The 18,673-nt window shown below is 55.0% G+C and carries 16 protein-coding genes; 13 read left to right on the forward strand and 3 right to left on the reverse strand.

The window, feature by feature from the left end; all coding sequences use genetic code 11:
* Positions 1-38 precede the first annotated feature (38 nt).
* From PG062_RS11285 to PG062_RS11330, 10 genes are all read left to right on the forward strand, one after another.
* Positions 39-1,088, forward strand: coding sequence for an ABC transporter permease (locus tag PG062_RS11285; RefSeq protein WP_270752361.1), 1,050 nt, complete (start codon positions 39-41; stop codon positions 1,086-1,088).
* Between the two features lie 197 nt (positions 1,089-1,285).
* Positions 1,286-2,662: a sulfatase family protein gene (locus tag PG062_RS11290; RefSeq protein ID WP_270752362.1), complete on the forward strand. Its 1,377-nt coding sequence runs from the start codon at positions 1,286-1,288 to the stop codon at positions 2,660-2,662.
* Positions 2,663-2,686: 24 nt separating this feature from the next.
* Positions 2,687-4,195 carry a sulfatase gene (locus PG062_RS11295; RefSeq protein WP_270752363.1) on the forward strand — a complete coding sequence of 503 codons (1,509 nt, stop codon included), beginning with the start codon at positions 2,687-2,689 and terminating at the stop codon, positions 4,193-4,195.
* Entirely contained in the window at positions 4,196-4,354 is a 159-nt protein-coding gene (locus PG062_RS11300) for a hypothetical protein (RefSeq protein WP_270752364.1), read from the forward strand.
* Positions 4,355-4,369: 15 nt separating this feature from the next.
* Positions 4,370-6,067, forward strand: a complete 1,698-nt coding sequence (locus PG062_RS11305; RefSeq protein WP_270752365.1) for a glycoside hydrolase family 3 protein — start codon at positions 4,370-4,372, stop codon at positions 6,065-6,067.
* A gap of 394 nt (positions 6,068-6,461) precedes the next feature.
* Positions 6,462-7,526 (forward strand): alpha/beta hydrolase, encoded by a 1,065-nt coding sequence (locus tag PG062_RS11310; RefSeq protein WP_270752366.1) that lies wholly within the window; start codon positions 6,462-6,464, stop codon positions 7,524-7,526.
* 465 nt (positions 7,527-7,991) lie between these two features.
* Positions 7,992-9,509: a sulfatase-like hydrolase/transferase gene (locus tag PG062_RS11315; RefSeq protein ID WP_270752367.1), complete on the forward strand. Its 1,518-nt coding sequence runs from the start codon at positions 7,992-7,994 to the stop codon at positions 9,507-9,509.
* A 26-nt stretch (positions 9,510-9,535) separates the two neighbouring features.
* Positions 9,536-10,195: a beta-phosphoglucomutase gene (pgmB, locus tag PG062_RS11320; protein ID WP_270752368.1), complete on the forward strand. Its 660-nt coding sequence runs from the start codon at positions 9,536-9,538 to the stop codon at positions 10,193-10,195.
* Entirely contained in the window at positions 10,192-10,890 is a 699-nt protein-coding gene (locus PG062_RS11325; protein WP_270752369.1) for a DUF554 domain-containing protein, read from the forward strand. The genes pgmB and PG062_RS11325 overlap by 4 nt, the downstream gene beginning before the upstream one ends.
* 56 nt (positions 10,891-10,946) lie before the next feature.
* Positions 10,947-12,389, forward strand: coding sequence for a family 43 glycosylhydrolase (locus tag PG062_RS11330; RefSeq protein WP_270752370.1), 1,443 nt, complete (start codon positions 10,947-10,949; stop codon positions 12,387-12,389).
* Between the two features lie 119 nt (positions 12,390-12,508).
* Here PG062_RS11330 and PG062_RS11335 read toward each other — a convergent pair whose 3' ends face one another.
* The 3 genes from PG062_RS11335 to PG062_RS11345 all read right to left on the reverse strand — a co-directional run bounded on the left by PG062_RS11335 (position 12,509) and on the right by PG062_RS11345 (position 13,860).
* Complete coding sequence (locus PG062_RS11335; RefSeq protein WP_270752371.1) at positions 12,509-12,637, reverse strand: hypothetical protein; 129 nt, start codon at positions 12,635-12,637, stop codon at positions 12,509-12,511.
* Positions 12,638-12,670: 33 nt separating this feature from the next.
* On the reverse strand, positions 12,671-13,525 hold the full coding sequence (locus tag PG062_RS11340; protein ID WP_270752372.1) for a carbohydrate ABC transporter permease: 855 nt from the start codon (positions 13,523-13,525) through the stop codon (positions 12,671-12,673).
* Between the two features lie 173 nt (positions 13,526-13,698).
* The gene (locus tag PG062_RS11345; protein ID WP_270752373.1) at positions 13,699-13,860 is read right to left on the reverse strand and encodes a hypothetical protein; all 162 of its coding nucleotides are present in this window, start codon (positions 13,858-13,860) and stop codon (positions 13,699-13,701) included.
* A 1,180-nt stretch (positions 13,861-15,040) separates the two neighbouring features.
* On the opposite strand from PG062_RS11345, the gene PG062_RS11350 reads away from it, so the two are divergent.
* The 3 genes from PG062_RS11350 (at position 15,041) to PG062_RS11360 (ending at position 18,626) form a co-directional block, all read left to right on the forward strand.
* The gene (locus tag PG062_RS11350; RefSeq protein WP_270752374.1) at positions 15,041-16,672 is read left to right on the forward strand and encodes an extracellular solute-binding protein; all 1,632 of its coding nucleotides are present in this window, start codon (positions 15,041-15,043) and stop codon (positions 16,670-16,672) included.
* 114 nt (positions 16,673-16,786) lie between these two features.
* Positions 16,787-17,740 carry an ABC transporter permease gene (locus tag PG062_RS11355; protein ID WP_270752375.1) on the forward strand — a complete coding sequence of 318 codons (954 nt, stop codon included), beginning with the start codon at positions 16,787-16,789 and terminating at the stop codon, positions 17,738-17,740.
* A 13-nt stretch (positions 17,741-17,753) separates the two neighbouring features.
* Positions 17,754-18,626, forward strand: a complete 873-nt coding sequence (locus PG062_RS11360; RefSeq protein ID WP_270752376.1) for a carbohydrate ABC transporter permease — start codon at positions 17,754-17,756, stop codon at positions 18,624-18,626.
* The last annotated feature ends 47 nt before the right edge of the window (positions 18,627-18,673 follow it).

Here is an 18,673-nt window from a genome sequence, read left to right on the forward strand (position 1 = left end):
TGCGGCGGCACGCCTGAACGGATAAGGAGAGAAAAACAATGAGCAACTGGCAATCCTTTAAGAAAAAACACGTTCTGCTCATGAACGCTGCATTTACTGTGGCAATTCCGGCAGCGGTGTGGCTTATCATGGAGCTGCTGAACCTCGCCTTCTGCGGCGTGCACACCCTGAATTCCACGGTAGACTACACCACCCTGATGCGCAACCTGGTCACGTCCTTCTGCTTTGCGCTGGGCCTGAACTGCAACCTTCCCGTTGGCCGTATGGATACCTCCACCGGCTCCCAGATGTACCTGGCCTGTATCATCGGCGGTAACATCGCGCTGTCCCTGAACCTTGGCGGTGTTGGCGTTCTGGTTTTCAGCATGCTGTTCGGTATGCTGGCCGGCGGTTTCGTTGGCTTCCTGTTCATCAACATGCGCATCTTGCCCATGGTTCTCGGCCTTGGCATCTCGCTGGTTTACGAGTGCATCTCTTTCAGTATGTACAACCAGCAGGGCCTGAACCTGTTTGGTAAGCCGGGCGTTTCCATCCTGTCCAACTGGGGCTTCATCATCGTTGTTACCCTGCTGGTCATGCTGGTTATGACCTACCTGTTCCAGTACAGCGGCTTTGGTTACAATCGCCGCGCCATCCAGGGCAACCAGAAGCTGGCCCACGATGCAGGCATCAACATCTACAAGAACGCTTTCCTGTGCTACGTTGCAGCCGGTGCGCTGGTTGCCATCGCCGGTGTGTTTGACACCGCCTACAAAAGCAGCCTGGTCCCTGTGCTGGGCATGAACTCCAACAGCACTGTGTTCGCCAACATGTTCCCCATGGCAGTCGGTGTTTGGCTGGCTAAAAAATCCAACCCGGTGGTTGGCATCCTGGCTGGCTCCCTGAGCGTACAGTTCCTGATCCTTGGCCTGGCAAAGTTCACCGCCATCGGCGTCAGCGATTATATGCAGACCTGCATCAAGTACAGCGTATGGCTGATTTTTATGATCTACCGTATGAACGAAGACAAGTTCGACCACATCAAAGCAAAGCATGCACGCATCGCATTGGCTCGTAAGACCCGCGCACAGCGCGCCGTTGCGGCATAACCAAACATCAGCGGCGCGGGTCAAAAAAGGCCCGCGCCTCATTTTTTAGTTAGGAGGGAGGAAGTAGGAGGGGAAGAAAATTAGGAATTAGAAATTAGCAATGAGTAATTTAAGGCGGGACAAGACAACCTCCAAAACAACCTCCAATTTCTAATTTCTCATTGAAACAAACTCCTGCCTACCCCCAGAGGTGCTTTATGAAACATTACAATTTTTTATTTCTGATGGCCGACCAGATCCGCACGGCAACGCTGGAGGGGATGGGGGATGGCATCCAGACCCCTAACCTGCGCCGCCTGATGGACGAAAGCGTGCTGTTTACCCGTGCATCCTGCACCTGCCCGCTCTGCACCCCAAGCCGGGCATCCCTGGCAACGGGGCGGTACCCAAGCCGCTGCGGCGTGCCCATCCATGATGCGGTGCTGCCGCCGGAGCAGCCTACTTTCTATCAGGCCCTGCGGGACAGCGGCTACCGCGTTGGCATTGTGGGCAAGACTGACCTGCATAAGCGCGATACATACTGCGGCGTAAAGGGCGATCTGCCCAGCATGTACCATTACGGCTTTACCGACCCGGTGGAAACCGAGGGCAAAATGAACAGCGCCTGGTACGGTACCAACCCGGACGGCAGCATCTATCCCATGGGTCCCTATCAGAAATACCTGATGGATAAAGACCCGGAACTGATGCGCACCCTGGAAAAAGATTACCGCAGCTATATGCGCCAGAAGCCCCGCTATCACGCCCAGCCCAGCGTGCTGCCAGATGAGGTGTTCCTGGATACCTTCATTGGTGAAAAATCCCTGGAATGGCTGAACGAACACGATAACACCGGTGCTCCTTGGCACCTGACCGTCAGCTTTGCCGGGCCGCACAACCCCTGGGATCCCCCGAAGGAGGATTATGACGCTGTGGGCGATACCCTGTGGCCGGATCCCATCCCCAATGATATGGAAGGCAAGCCCGCCTGGATCCGCCGGCGCGTGGCCCAGCAGACCGGCGGCATGACCCAGGCTGATCTGCAGCAGGTCAAACGTTGCTACGCCGGCAGCGTGCGGGTCATCGACCGGTGGATCGGCAAACTGCTGGACTGGCTGGAAACCTCCGGCCATAAGGATGATACGGTCGTCATCTTCTGCGCCGACCACGGCGAGCTGCTGGGCGACCACGGCCTGTTGGAAAAGAGCTGCATGTACGAAGGCTGCCTGCGCATCCCCCTGTTGGTTCACCTGCCGGGTATGACCCAGCGGCGGGACAGTGATGCCCTGGCTGAATTGATGGACCTGGCTCCCACCTGTCTGGAACTGGCCGGTGCGGATTGGAACCGCCGCGAGATGGATGCGGTTTCCCTGGTGCCGGTGCTGAACGGCAGCACCGAACCCCTGCGCCCCGTGCAGCGCAGCGAACTGCACAATTGCACCATGCTGTTTGACGGCCGCTACAAGTGGATCCGCAACTATAACGACACCGATGAACTGTATGACCTGGAAACCGACCCCCAGGAACTGCACAACGTGATTGACGAACATCCGAAAGTGCTGGACCGCATGCGTCCCTACAGCTTCCGCCATTGAGTTTTTAAGATAAGGAGAACACCCATGAAAGCATTGATGGTCATGTATGACTCCCTGCGCCGGGACCTGTTGAGCGTATACGGCGGCCCCATCCCGGCCCCCAACTTTGAGCGTTTGGCAGCCCATACCGTCTGCTTTGACAAAAGTTATGTGGGAAGTCTGCCCTGCATGCCTGCCCGCAGAGAGCTGCACACCGGCCGCTATAACTTCCTGCACCGCAGCTGGGGCCCCATGGAACCGTATGATGATTCCATGCCGGAAATCCTGAAAAAGCACGGCATCCACAGCCGCCTTGCTACCGACCATTACCATTATGTCGAGGATGGCGGCTGCACCTATCACAGCCGTTATTCCAGCTGGAGCTGCTACCGTGGCCAGGAAAGTGATAACTGGGTGGCCGATCTGGCCCCCACCCCCACCGAGTTTGCACCCAACCAGCTCAGCCCTGAAGGAGCAACCGGCACGCTGCGTGAAATGCGCCGCCATGGCGGCTGGCAGAACATGCACAACCGCGAGCGCCTGCATAGTGAAGAGGACTTCCCGATGAGCAAGACGTTTGAGGACGGCATCGACTTTCTCAACCGCAATGGCCGGTACGATAACTGGTTCCTGCAGATCGAAACGTTTGACCCGCACGAACCGTTTACTTCTCCAACCTCCCACTTTGACCCTGACTGTGCTACCCAGCCCGATTGGCCGCCGTATGCAGATGTGACCGAAGGCCCCGAAGAGATTGAAGCAATACGCACCAAGTATGAAGCCTCCGTTCGCTTCTGCGACCGCCAGCTGGGCCGCGTGCTGGATCTGATGGATGAGCTGGATCTATGGAAAGATACCATGCTCATCGTCAACACTGACCACGGCTTCTTCCTCAGCGAGCACGGCTACTGGGGCAAGGGCGGCAGCCCCAACTATGAGGAACTGGTCCACACGCCGCTGTTCATCTGGGATCCGCGCTCCGGCCGCAAGGGCGTACACAGCCCCGCGCTGGTGCAGACCATTGATTTGGCCCCCACCGTGCTGGATTACTTTGGTATCGAGATCCCCGCCGACATGCTGGGCCGCCCGCTGACCCAGACCCTGGCCGATGATACCCCCGTGCGGGAATACGCGCTGTTCGGCTACCACAGCATGCCCGTTGGCATTACCGATGGCCGCTACACCCTGCTGCGCGATGTGAAGGACTTTGACGAAAAGACCTACGAATACACCCAGATGCCCACCCACATGCGCGCTATGTTCAGTGTGGAGGAGATGCGCACCGCCACCATGGCACCGGGCTTCAGCTACACCAAGGGTACCCCGGTGATGAAGATCGAGGCACGGCCCAACCCGCGTTTCCTGCACACCCTGAAAGGCGGCGATATGCTTTTTGATCTGCAGAACGACCCCCATCAGGAGCATGTGTTAGAGGATGCTGAACAGTCTGACCGTCTGCTGACCGCCATGACCGCTGCGTTTGAAGAGAACGATGCCCCCGAAGAAATGTACAGCCGTTACGGCCTGAAGCAGTACCGGAAGAAGGCGGAATAAATGACTGTACTCCAAGCAATTCTGCCCGTGCTGGGCCTGTTGGCCGGCGGGGCGTGCGTGGGCGCGTTCGCCTACTTCGGTAAGCGTAAGCACGAAAAAGACGGCCTGCCCACCGACCCCCTGACCGAACTGTTTGTGAACGATGACGATACTATTTGAGAGAGGGAGAGAATTATGATCGACCTGGCTGCGAAACCATTTTACCTCAAACCGGAAGATATTGAATGGGTGAACACTACCCTGGCCGGCATGACCACCGAAGAAAAGGCTGGCCAGCTGTTCTGTGTGCTGTTCAAGGAATGTAAGCCCGAGGAGTTTGAGTATGTGTTCAATATCCTCAAACCGGGCGGATGTATGTACCGAGTGGTGCCCACCGAGCGCGCCATCGCCGCCACCCAGAACATTTATAGCCGCAGCAAGGTGCCACTATTGATCGCCGCCAACTTGGAAAAAGGCGGCAACGGCATTGTGAACGAGGGTACGCTGGTCGGTGCACCGATGGAAATTGCCGCAACGGATGATATCGGCATGGCCACCAAGATGGCCCATGCCTGTGCCGCCGAAGCCAGCGCCGTTGGCGCAAACTGGGCTTTTGCTCCCATTATTGATATTGACACGAACTACCGCAACCCCATCACCAACACCCGTACCTTTGGCAGCGACCCGGAGCGGGTGCGCCGCATGGGCCGTGCTTATGTGGAAGAAGTGCAGAAGATGGGCCTTGCCGCTTCCATCAAGCACTTCCCCGGTGACGGCCAGGACGAGCGCGACCAGCACCTGGTCACTTCTATCAACAGCATGGATTGCGATCCCTGGATGAACACCTATGGCGCAGCCTACAAAGCTGGTATTGAAGCCGGTGCCCTGACCGCCATGGTGGGCCATATCATGCAGCCCGCCTGGACTCGCCGCCTAAACCCCGGTATCAAGGATGAGGACATCATGCCCGGTACCCTGAGCCGTGAGATGATGCAGGGCCTGCTGCGCGGGGAACTGGGTTTCAACGGCCTGATCTGCACCGATGCCACCACGATGGCGGGCTACACCCTGGCCATGAGCCGCCGCCGCGCTGTGCCCGAAAGCATTGCCCGCGGTGCCGATATGTTCCTGTTTGCCCGCAACCTGGAAGAAGACTATGGCTTTATGCTGCAGGGCATCAAGGATGGCATCATCACCCCCGAACGCTTGGATGAAGCCGTGACCCGCATCCTGGCCACCAAGGCTGCCCTGGGCCTGAACCGCGGCGCTCCGGAGCTGGATGTGGAAAAAGCCAAAACCATTGTCGGCTGTGCCAAGCACCAGCAGTGGGCCGAGGAATGTGCCGACAAGGCCATCACTCTGGTTAAAGAGCAGCCTGGTGTGCTGCCCATCACCCCGGAACGCTACAAGAAGATCCTGTTCTATACCATCGAGCCCGCAGCGGGCGGTGAGGGCAACTATAAGGTTGCCCCGGCCTGCGCCAAGCTGCGCGCCATGCTGGAAAAAGAAGGCTTTGAGATCGACGATTTTGTGCCCCAGCCTTATGGTGAAGGCTTTACCACCAAGTACGAAGAAGTCGTGAACAATTACGACCTGATTTTATACGTGGCGAACCTTTCCACCAAGAGCAACCAGACCGTGGTGCGCATTGAATGGAAGCAGCCCATGGGCGCGGACTGCGGGCATTATATGAATGATATTCCCACTGTGTTTGTCTCGCTGGAAAACCCCTACCATTTGCAGGATTTCCCGCGCGTCAAGACCTATATCAACTGCTACAGCAATAACGACCACTGCCTGCACCAGTTGATAGAAAAACTCACCGGCCGCAGCACCTTCAAGGGCCACAGCCCCGTGGATGCCTTCTGCGGCAAGTGGGACGCACACCTGTAAATTAGTTAGGAAGTAGGAGTTAGGAGGTAGGAGTTTTTTCAATTAGAAATTAGGAATGAGCAGTTAGGAATTGGGGCAGGGGAGAGGACCCCGGTGCCGGAAAAGAATCATGAATAAATCAGAAAGAATAATTGTGGTGGACCGCGGCGTCCCCGACGCCCCGGACGGACCTTGCCACAAATTCAATCACGCCATTTATTCCACCGCCCCGGAACGGCCAAGACCGTTCCCTACAGAACATTTTATAATGTGCAATCAATGTCTATCACACATGCTGCCCCACCAATTTTTAATTTCTCATTACAAATTCCTAATTCTCCCGACGCACGGCTTTGTCCCGTCACCAACTCCTAACTCCTCCCTCCTAACTCCTACCTAACCAAAGGAGGTCCCCATGAACATCCCGCTGCCTGCGCTGCAATGGAAACAGAACGGCGTGAATCATATTGTAAAGCTGCTGCCCGGTGGGCGCATTGGTGCGCTGAGCGATGAAATTCTGGCGGAGATCCGGGAATCCAACGGCAAACCGGACGTCAAGATCATAGCCATCCGCAGCGGCAACGTTCAGCTGGTGCGCCAGCTGCAAAATGAACACATCGAGGGCAAAGAACTTGCCACCACCGAACTAGAAGAGTGGGAAGAAAGCATGGCCGGACCGTCTGGTCCATTTGATGTGACCTATTGCCAACCCAAAACCCCCACCCCGCCCAAGGGCCGCCCCTGCATTTTGTACCTGCATGGCGGCGGCTGGCAGTACGGCAGCCGCAAGGTTGTGCTGCCTTTCTGCCGCTATCTGGCCGAGCAGGCCAACGCTGTTGTGGCGGTACCGGAATACCATCTGGCCCCCGAACACCGCTGGCCTGCTGCGCTGGAAGATTGCTGGCAGCTGCTCTGCCGCCTGCATGCCCAGGCCGAAACAAGGGGCATTGACCCCGCAAGAATCACTGTGGCAGGGGACAGCGCCGGCGGCAACCTGGCCGCTCTGTGCGCCCACCGCGACCGTGACCGCAGCCTTGGCATGGTCAACAGCCAGGTGCTGTATTACCCCGCGCTGAGCGTGCGGGAAACCGACGGCCTGAAGGACTATCACTTTGGGTTGGAAGATTATATTTACGATGATGCGCAGAGTGAGTGGATCGTGCCGCGCATCTTGGCCATCTGGAACGCAGGCAAGCGCAGCGAGGATAACTACCTGCCGGAGGGTGTCAACTCCCACATGGCGTCCGTTTCGCCCCTGTGGGACAGCGATTTTTCCGGCCTGCCGCGCACGCTGTTGATCACCGCCCAGTACGACTATCTGACCAGCCAGGCCAAAACCTATGCCCATTACCTTGCCGCCGCCCATGTGCCCGTTACCTGGGTGAACTACTGCGGCGTCGGCCACGCCTTTGTGGATAAATGCGGCGTGTACCCCCAGGCCGATGACAGCCTGAAGATGGCAGCGGAATTTGTGAGATAGTTAGGAGTTAGGAAGTAGGAGGGAGGAGTTTAATTAGGAATTAGGAATGAGAAGTTAGGAATTGGGGCTAGGGGAAGGTTCGGTGTTGAAAAATTAGGACAGACGGCCACTCTTTTGTAAGGCGCGATGCGCTCATCGCGCCGGGGAGAAACATGAAGGATATGCCGCAAGCCAAATCCTTGATCTGTAGGGGACGATGCTCGTCATCGTCCCGTGGGCCTTTCCGCAAATCCCATTATGGCATTGGTCCAATCGTTTCGAAACGGTCAAGACCGTTCTCTACGGATCGGCTTATGGGTCATTCATCTATTTTCAAACATCTGCCAACCTAATATCTCCTGAGCGGCGCAAACGCGTCGCGGTCCACCACCATTATTCATTATTCTCTATTCTTTTTTAATTCGCTTTCCAATTCCTCATTCCTAATCAACTCCTAACTCCTAACTTCAACGAAAGGAGTCCCTCATGTCTCCCGATATTTTACTTTTTATCAGTGACCAGCACGCGCCGCAGTATCAGGCGGGCGGGCAGATGCCGGTGGATACACCCAACTTGGCAGCGCTGCGGGAACAGGGCACCGCGTTTGACGCTGCATATACCCCCTGCCCGCTCTGCGTTCCGGCGCGCATGGCCATGCTCAGCGGGCTGTCTCCGTACCATACCGGCATTTTTACCAATAACGATACCCTGCCTCAAACAACGCCTACTTTCCTGCATGCGATGGCAGCTGCCGGGTACGAAACCGTGCTGGTGGGCCGGATGCACTTTATCGGCCCCGACCAGCGCCACGGCTTTACCCGCCGTGTGGCCCCGGATTTTACCAACAGCGGATGGGTGCGCCCACAAAAAACGCTGGAACAGGATTTCGGCGTGCATACCCAGACGATGGGCTATAAATGGTGCATTGATGTGGTTGGCGGCGGCGCTTCGCCCGTTGTGTGTTATGACGATATGGTGCTGGATGCTCTGGAACAGTACCTTGCCCAGCCCCACAGCAAACCGCAGCTCATTGTGGTGGGCACCTATGGCCCGCACTTCCCGTATGTTGCACCGCCGGAGCTGTTTTTGAAGTACCTGAAAACCGCCCAGCTGCCCGCCACCTGGCAGGGGAATGAACCCTGGCTGAACGCCCAGCAGCGTAATTTGCAGGAACCCAACACCCGTGCGGAAATCGTGCTGGCCTGCCAGGCTGCCTATAAAGGATTGGTGGAGCACACGGATGGCCTGATCGGCCGTGCGCGCGCCGCCTTTGATGTGTTCACCCAAAACCGCGGTACCCCTGCACTGTTCGGCTATCTTTCCGACCACGGCGATACCGTGGGCGAACACGGAATTTATGGCAAAAAGTCCTTTTTTGAAAAGTCCGTCCGCATCCCCATGGTGTTTGCGGGCAGCGGCGTGGCGGCTGGTCAGCGGATAACAGCACCTGTCAGCCTGCTGGACCTTGGCCCCACCGTGTGTGATTGGGCCGGGGCAGATCCGCTGCCGGAACCCGATGGCCAGAGCCTTGTTGCCGTGCTGCGCGGTGAATCCGCCGATGCTGACCGCACCGTGTGGAGTGAAATTGTGGACAAGCTGCCGCAGGGCGGCTGGACCTACAGCTGCATGGCCCGCCATGGGCAGCAGAAGTTCATCACCTGCCACCGGGACGAAATCCACAACCAGCTGTTTGATGTGATTGCTGACCCGGACGAAACCACCAACCTGGCCGATGCCCAGCTGGACGAAACCGCCGCCTTTGCCGCAGCTGCCGCCCGCAGAGTGGATTTTTCCGCCGCTGAAGCGTTGCAAAAACGCCATGCTGCTGCCGCTGCTGTGCTGGCCAAAGCGGAAATTGCGACCGGCGGTGATGACCGTGAGCGCTACCGCGATTATCCCAGCGCCGCCAAGGAAGCCCCGCCATACTGCGTGACCAACCTGACCAGCGCACCCGGAAAAAGCCAGACCTATGAATTTTACGGCCTGCCGGATGTAAACAACTGACCCCAACCAACAACAGGAGGATACAAATGAGCCAATACGGATTTTTGTTTGACCTGGACGGCGTCATCGTGGACACCGCCAAATATCACTTTCTGGCCTGGAAGCGCCTGGCCGATGAGCTGGACATTCCCTTTACCGAGCAGGACAATGAGCGCCTGAAAGGCGTCAGCCGGATGGCCAGTTTGGAGATCATCCTGGAGATCGGCAACCGCACAATGACCGAGGATGAAAAGCAGGCCCTCTGCCAGCGCAAGAACGACTGGTATGTGGAGTACATCAAAAAGCTGGAAAAAAGCGAACTGCTGCCCGGTGTGGAGAACTTTTTGAAGCAGGCACATGCGGCAGGCATCAAGATAGCCCTTGGCTCCGCCAGCAAAAACAGCCCGATGATTTTGGACCGACTGGGCATTACCGAACTGTTTGACGCTGTGGTGGATGGAACCCGCGTGAGCCGCGCCAAGCCCGACCCCGAAGTATTTGTGACCGGTGCCGAAGATCTTGGTATCGACCCCGAATACTGCGTGGTGTTTGAGGACGCCGTGGCCGGTGTTCAGGCCGCCCACAATGCGGGCATGAAAGCCGTTGGCATTGGCAGCCCCGAAATTTTGGGCCAGGCTGAACTGGTCATCCCCGGTTTTGCCAACGTGACGGTGAACGACCTGCTGCAGAAGCTGGAGAACGTATGATGCCGGTTGGAGTATTGACGGATTGCAGCTGCGTGCTGATCGGCGGGCTGCTGGGCACTGTGCTTGGCAGCCGCTTTACCCCCGCCCCGCGGGAAAAATTGACGATGGTGCTTGGTTTTGCTTCTATGGCCATTGGCATTAACTCCATCGTGAAAGCCAACCAGATGACCCCCGTGGTCATTGTCGTGATTTTTGGTACTCTGTTGGGTGAGCTGCTCCATTTGGAAGAGCACATCACCCATGTGTTTGGCGCTGTCACCCGCAAACTGCCGCACGATGAAGCCAACTTTGATATGGAGCGTTACATCACCGTTGTGGTGCTGTTCTGCGCCAGCGGGTTTGGCATTTATGGCGTGCTGGTAGAGGGGATGAGCGGCAGCCCCGCCGTGCTGCAATCCAAGGCTGTGTTAGATCTGTGCACCGCTGCAGTGTTTGCCGTTACGCTAGGCGTGGCGGTGGCAGTGATCGCGTTGCCCATGCTGGCGGTCATGCTGGCGCTGTTCTTTGCGGCCGGGGCCATTGCACCGTTTGTCACGCCCGAAATGCTGCAGGATTTTATCAGCTGCGGCGGTGTGCTGACCATTGTGGCCGGTATGCGGGTCAGCGGCATCAAGCAGTACCCCATCGCTAACATGATCCCGGCACTGCTGCTGGTGCTGCCGGCATCGGCAATCTGGCAGACCCTGATGGTGTAACCACAATGCAATAAAAATACGGGCGGCGAAAGCTGCCCGATAGGGGAGAGAGCAAGATGAACCAAGCCAAACAGGCAGTCAACCCGTATTTGCCATCCTATGAGTATGTGCCGGACGGCGAACCTCATGTGTTCAATGGCCGAGTGTATGTATACGGCAGCCATGACCGCTTTGGCGGGAATGATTTCTGCCTGAACGATTATGTCTGTTGGTCTGCCCGCGCGGATGACCTTGCCAACTGGCGGTACGAGGGCACCAGTTACCGCAGCGTGCAGGACCCCCTGTGTGCTGAAGGCAGTACCGCCATGCGCCTGTTTGCCCCCGATGTGCAGCGCGGCGGAGATGGCCGCTATTATCTGTTCTATGCACTGGAATTCTGCGGGCGCATCTCGGTGGCGGTGTCGGAATCCCCGGTGGGGCCATTCCAATTTTATGACCATGTGCATTACCCGGATGGAACCCTGTTGGGCGCGAAAGAAGGGGACGCTTTCCAGTATGACCCCGGCATTTTTGTGGACGATAATGGTCGGGTATATCTTGTCAGCGGTTTCTGCCCCATTCCAGGCATCAACCCCAAGTTTGCTGCCATGCATCTGTTTACCAAGGGCTGCCAGCTCATTGAACTGGCAGACGATATGTGTACCGTGCGCGAAGCCCCACAGATCGTTCTGCCCCAGCAGGCGGATGCTGAGGAAACCGAATTTGCGGAGCACCCGTTTTTTGAAGCACCGTCCCTGCGCAAAGCGAATGGCCGTTATTATCTGATCTATTCTTCCACCCAGAATCACGAACTGTGCTATGCTGTGGCGGATAAGCCCCAGGGCGTTTACCATTACGGCGGAACCATTGTTTCTAACGGCGATATTGGGCTGGATGGCCGCACGGTGCCCTGCAATTATACCGGTACCAACCATGGCAGTATTGTGGAGATCAACGGTCAGTGGTATGTGTTCTACCACCGTCAGACCAACCGCACGCCCTATTCCCGCCAGGGTTGCGCCGAAAAGATCACGCTTTTGCCGGATGGCAGCATTCCCCAGGTGCGGGTCACTTCCTGTGGGCTGAACGATGGCCCGCTGAAAATCGGATACAGCTACCCCGCGGGCATTGCCTGTTGCCTGCAAACCGCCAACGGTGCCGGCCCCTACCGCGCCAAAACCACCATCGGCGAAGAGCACCCCTACATCACCCAGGATGGCCCTGACGGCGATATTTTTGCCCAGCAGTATGTTGCCAACCTGCGCGATGGCTCCAACGCGGGCTACCGCAGCTTTTTGCTGCATCCCGGTACCAATCTTACAGTTACCTATCGCTGCACTGGCGATGGTACGCTGGAAATTGCCGCAAAGGAAAGTGGTGCCTCGGCCCTTGTATTCCCGGTAACTGCCAGCAATACCTGGCAGACTGCGATGGGCACTTTGCAGCTGGATGGCGAACAGGAATTGTGGTTCACCTACCGCGGCACAGGCGCACTGGACCTGCGCGGTTTCAAATTGTGAAATATGCGGAATTTGGTAAAAGTGCGATCTACCTACTTGCCAAATAGGAAAAAAGAATATACTGATGTAAAACGAAACGGAGTTGGCAGCCTCATCATCCCTGCCATCCCCGCCGCGTTTTATAAAAACCGCTCTTCCGCCAGCTCCGCGGCAGTTTTTTCGCACTGGCGCAGGTAGACGGCATAATTTTCGGCCGCTTTCTGGAAGATCTCGGCGCAGCGTTCCGTTGGCAGGCGGTCAATGACCACCCCTATAATTTTGTTTCCATATACTATTTTATTTTAACCCTTAATGCCGTCAGTGGCAATACCCTCTACCAGATATTTCTGGAATTTGATAAACACAAGAATGACCGGAAGCAGCGAGATGACCGACATGGCAAACAGGCCGCCGTAATTGTTGCAGCTGTTAGGGTCGGTGTACATGTTCAGTGCCAGAGGAATGGTGTAATTCTTCGGGCTGCCGACAAAAATCAGCGGCAGGAAGAAGTCCTGCCAGATCCAGTAGAACGCGAAGATGGCCGCCGAAACGATAGCGGGCTGAACAACGGGCACCAGAATTTTGAACAGGATACCGATTTTGGAGCAGCCATCGATCATGGCCGCTTCATCCAGCTCTTTGGGGATGCCGCGCATGTACTGCACGATCAAAAAGACGAAGAACGCACCGCCGAATGCCCACGGCAGGATCATGGCCAGCAGCGTATCGTTGAGGTGGAGCTTTTTCAGGATAATGTACTGCGGAACGACCATGACCTGTGCGGGCATCATCATGGTCATGATGATGCAGCCAAACCCGAAATTGGCACCGAAGAACTTGACGCGGGATACCGCATAGGCTGCCAGCAGGAAGGAGAAAATCGTGCAGACAACGCCGATGACCGTAACGATGGCAGAGTTCATAAAGAAATGCCCGAAACTGTACCCCGCCGTGCTGGCAAAGCCGGAATTGTAGTTTTTGATGATGCCCCAGCTTTCCGGCAACAGGGAATAGGTGTTCTTGAACATCGTATCATTGGATTTGAATGAGCTCGCCACCAGCCACAGCAGCGGGTAAATCATGATAAAACCCAACAGGCAGGAAAAAACATGGAACACAACGGAAGCCATTTTTTTGTTTTTCTGTTCGCCAACCATGGAAAAACCTCCTTATTCAGCTTCGTAATGGACCCATGCGTTCTGGGTTTTGAACAGGATAGCGGTAGCAAGGCCGATGATGACCACCAGGATCCACGCCAGTGCGCAGGAATAACCCATGTGGAAGTTCGTAAACGCCGAGCGGTAGAGATGCGGTGGAAGCAGGGGTGCTGTCAGCAGTGCTGCTGGCGGTAGTGGAACCGCCGCAGGCTGCCAGAGAACCAGCCATCAGAACGGCTATGGCGGCGCTCATCATGCGCTTGTTTTTCATTTTGATTTTCCTCCTTCAATCTCTGGGGCGCTTTCTCGTGTGCCCCTTTCGTTGTCTTTATCATACACATTTTTCCACAATTTGAGAATGGACGCATCCGACCTGTTTCTTGAACAAATCCGACTTTTTACAGAAACCGGACTTTTGCTGCTGACAAAGTCGGATCCGTTCAAAGGCATGTGCCCCGGGTGGAATAGATTTTATGGTAAAATCATGCTTTTGTCGGTGCGAGATGTATTCTGATGTGTGTATATGGTGTTTAGTCTTGCAAACAAGAATGCGCGAGAAAACGCATGAACACAGGAATATAGTGCTTAATAGATACAGTATAATCTACTTAATGTGAAGGACAAATCTATTTTATTTAAGGAAGCCATTCGGTAAGTGGCTGGCGTGACTCGCATTGCTGAACAAAATACAGTGTTTGAATGAGTTCTAATAGGCTGTTACTTACCCTGCTCTATATTTCGCTAAACCTGCCTTTAGCGAAATTGGTAATGGAGCACATTTCTACCCTCTCCATTTTACAGCTAAGGCAATACCGCATAATTCTAAGTGCCGATACGGCGAGCGAGGTGCGGCAGATGCCAAGCCAAAAGCGCAGATAATACTGGATGTCTTATCGAGCATTTTGGCAACGCAGATGCCGTGCCGCAGCTGCCGGAGCGGTGCTTAAGCCGCAAGGCGGGAATTGTGCGGTGTTGCCCTAACAATTCAGCAAAGCCCGCCCATGACGATGCCCGCATCGTGCCGCACGATCGATATACTTTGCAGCTGCTTTTCAAATAACATCAAACCCAATATTTACTGAGCGGCGCTTCTGCGCCGCAGGCCACCATAATGATTCATTATTCTTTATTACTTATTCTTTTTTTCGCGCCCAACTCCTAACGGTCTCTCTGCCTAATTTTCTTTCGTCAAACTTGCTATTTTCCGTTTTCTCCAAACTTTCACACACTTGTTTGTAAATAATCATGAATTTATCACAAATGTATTGACGATGGGGCAGGTTTGGCGTATGATACAGATATTGAAACAAATATTCCGGCAAACATGAAATTTGAGAAACAATAGTTCGAAACCGTCTTCGTGTGGCAGCCAGCCGCGGGGTATTTGTTGCCGGGTAACCGGGGCGCAAGGCAGTATTGGCCTTGGTTTACCCATTTTTGTGGAACACGCCGCTTTCGCTTGCAACCCTGATAGCGGCATTATAAAAAGGGAAACCATATTAAGGAGGATACCCCATGAAAAAGTCAGTCAGCCGTACCTTGGCCATGGCTTTGGCCGCCTGCATGGCAGCAGGCACTTTGGCCGCCTGTGGAAGCAGCGGTTCTTCCGCGGTCGCTTCCAGCGCAGCTGAGTCTACCGCAGATTCCACTGCCGCTTCCACCGAATCCGGCACCCCGGATTACTCCAATGAGGACCCCATCAACATCCGAATTTATCTGTCGGATAATGCTACCCTTCCTTATAAAGAAGACTGGCTCACCTTTACCGAAGTGCAGAAGCGCTGCAACGTCAACCTGGACGTTGAGGCCATTCCTATTGCGGACTACTCTACCAAGGTTTCTCTGGCACTGAATACCGGCGAGAACGTTCCCGATGTCATCCTGTACCAGTCCACCACCGGTGAGAATGCTTCTTTGGCTCTGAACGGCGCTCTGGTTCCCATCAGCGACTACAGCGACTGGACCCCCAACTTCAACGCCCGCGTTGAGGAAATGGACCTGCAGGACGATGTGGATATGCTGAACCTGCAGGACGGCAAGCGCTACTATATGCCGTCTTTGACCGATAAGCCGTTCTACGATGGCGGCCTGATCCTGCGTGAGGATTATCTGGAATCCAAGGGTCTGGAAGCCCCCAAGACCTTTGATGACCTGTACGAGATCCTGAAGGCTTACAAAGCTGATTATCCCGATTCTTACCCGCTCACCATTCTGGCTGGTCCCCGCGTTCTGTTCCGTATGACGATGCCTTCCTTCGGCATCAGCGTGGGCAAAAACAGCGCCGATGGCTCTTACGTTCTGAGCTATGATTACGACAACAAGGATTTCTTTGCTGGCGCAATTGATGATAAGTGCAAAGAATACTTCGCATTCCTGAGCAAGCTCTACTCCGAAGGCCTGCTTGACCCCGAAATGGCTGACCCCATTGATGGTGATAAGTGGAGCCAGAAGATGGCTACCGGTTCTTCCATGGCCACCTACGCTTACTATGACCAGATCGGCGGCGTGGAAGCTGCCAGCGAGATCGACGGCTTTAAACTGCAGATGTATGCGCCGCTGGAAGGCCCCGCAGGTGCACACCACCAGCCCAAGTCCCGCACCGGTTCCGGCATCATGTTCCCCAAAAAGACTGCTGAACGCGATGATTTCGAGCGCATTGTCCGCACCATCGATGAAATGTTCTACTCTGAGGAGAATGCAAAACTGTGGTGCCTGGGTGTTGAAGGCGAGACCTACACCATGGACGGCGACAAGATCGTTTACTCTGACGACATTGTGAACAGTGCTGACGGCATTTATAAGAGCATGCAGCTCAAGTACGGCTGCGGTTCCGACGTTACCCAGATGGTCTGGATCAACGAGCGTGAAATGTCCAAATACGACGAGAACTATGCCGAAATCAACACCGAAGTTGCTGCAATGGATAATGCTATCCAGCCCGTACCTCCCACTCCGCAGTTTGACGACCTGACCGCTGAGGATGCCGCCAGCCTGCGCACCCCGCTGGGCGATACCTTTGAAGTTTGGGCAGATGCTTTCATCACCGGCAAGAAGAGCACCGACACCGATTGGGATGCTTACGTTGCTGAAATGAAGAACCTGAGCATTGACCAGTACCTGCAGATGTACAACGACAACAATAAGTAAAATATTGACCAGTTGATCCTCAGCAGGGGGCATATCCGTGGAGGATATACCCCCTGCTTTTATTTTTAAGGGCAGGCGCGGTTCGCGCCGCCCCCAACCAAAGGAGCGCAATCCATGGGTAAGGCAAAAGCAAAGCTTACGCCGGCCGAAAAGGCCCAGCGGCGTTCGCATACCATCAAGCACCTGAAGCAGTACAGCGCATTATATGCCATGATGATTCTGCCGCTGCTGTATTTCATCATCTTCAAATACGTTCCCATGTTCGGCAACATTCTGGCATTCCGGCGCTACCGCCCCGGCCAGGGTATGTTTGGCACCGAATGGACCCTGCGCTACTTTGAGCGCTTCCTGAAAGACCCCGCTTTCTGGCGCGCATTCCGCAACACGTTAGTGGTTTCGCTGGAAAACCTGGTTATCAACTTCCCGCTGCCCATTATCTTCGCAATCCTGCTGAACGAAGTGCGCAATAAGCACCTGAAAAAAGTTGTGCAGACTATCTCCTACATGCCGCGCTTTATCTCCACGGTGGTCGTTATCGCCATCATGAACGAGATTCTTTCTCCCAGCACCGGCCTGCTGAACAACCTTCTGCACAACGTCTTCGGCATGACCCCCATCTACTTCATGAACGAGCCAGGCTGGTTCCGCCCGCTGTACATCTTGTCGGAATCCTGGCAGTACACCGGCTGGACCGCCATCATCTATCTGGCCGCTATCACCGGCATCAGCAGCGATCTGTATGAAGCCGCTGAGATGGATGGCGCTACCCGCCTGCAGCAGATCTTCCACGTGACCATCCCCTCCATCATGCCTACCATCATGGTCATGCTGATCATGAACGTTGGCCGTATGCTGAGCATTGGCTATGAAAAGGTCCTGTTGATGTACACTCCGTCTAACTCCGGCGTCAGCGATATCATTGATACGCTGGTTTACCGCACCGGTCTGCAGAACCAGAACTACTCTTACGCAACGGCCATTGGCCTGTTTGGCGGCATCATTGGTCTGATTCTGGTTTCAGGCTCCAACGCAATCAGCAAAAAGCTGACGGACGAAAGCCTGTATTAAGTGAGGCAAAAAGATGAGCAAGTATTATAAAACAAAAGAAAACGTCGTTTTTGACACCATTGTCAACCTGGTCATGATCTTTACCCTGCTTGTCTGCTTTTTGCCGTTTGTGTATATGGCAGCGCTGTCCTTCTCCAGTTCCAAGGCCATCATCAACAACCAGGTCCTGTTCTGGCCAGTCGGCTTTAACCTGGATGCTTACAAGCAGATCTTCACCTACCCCAACTTTTTCCAGGCATATGGCAATACCTTTATTTATACCATCGGCGGTACTACCATCGCTATGTTGATGACGATCATGTTCGCCTATCCCCTGTCCAAAGACAACCTGATGGGCCACAAGTTTTTCATGAAGATCGTTGTTATCTCGATGTTTTTTGCCGGCGGCATGATCCCCAACTACCTGCTGGTATCCTCTTTGCACCTGACCGGCACCCGCTGGGCTATGCTGCTACCCTTCTGCATCAGCCAGTTCAACCTGATCATCATGATCAACTCTTTCAAATCTCTCCCGCACGAGCTGGAGGAAGCTGCTCTTATTGACGGCCTGGGCTATTGGGGCATTCTGCGCCGCATCATTGTGCCGCTTTCCACCGCTGCCATTGCAACGGTCGGCCTGTATTATGCGGTGTTCTTCTGGAACGACTGGTTCAATTCTTTGATCTACCTCAATAAGGAGCAGTACCCCGTTATGCTGTTCCTGCGCAATATTGTCAACGGCACTGCCATGGTTGGCGATGGTGCAGGCTCTGCGGATAAATCCTCCCTGGGTATTGCCATCAAGTCTGCCGTTATCATTGTTTCCACCCTGCCCATCATCATCCTGTATCCCTTCCTGCAAAAATACTTCGTCAAGGGCCTTACTGTCGGCGGCGTCAAGGGTTAATGCCCGCCGCACAGCAGGCAGGGCTCTACACCTGCCAAATGCGAGGA

Source organism: Gemmiger qucibialis, assembly GCF_027689445.1.
Taxonomy (GTDB): Bacteria; Bacillota; Clostridia; order Oscillospirales; family Ruminococcaceae; genus Gemmiger; species Gemmiger qucibialis.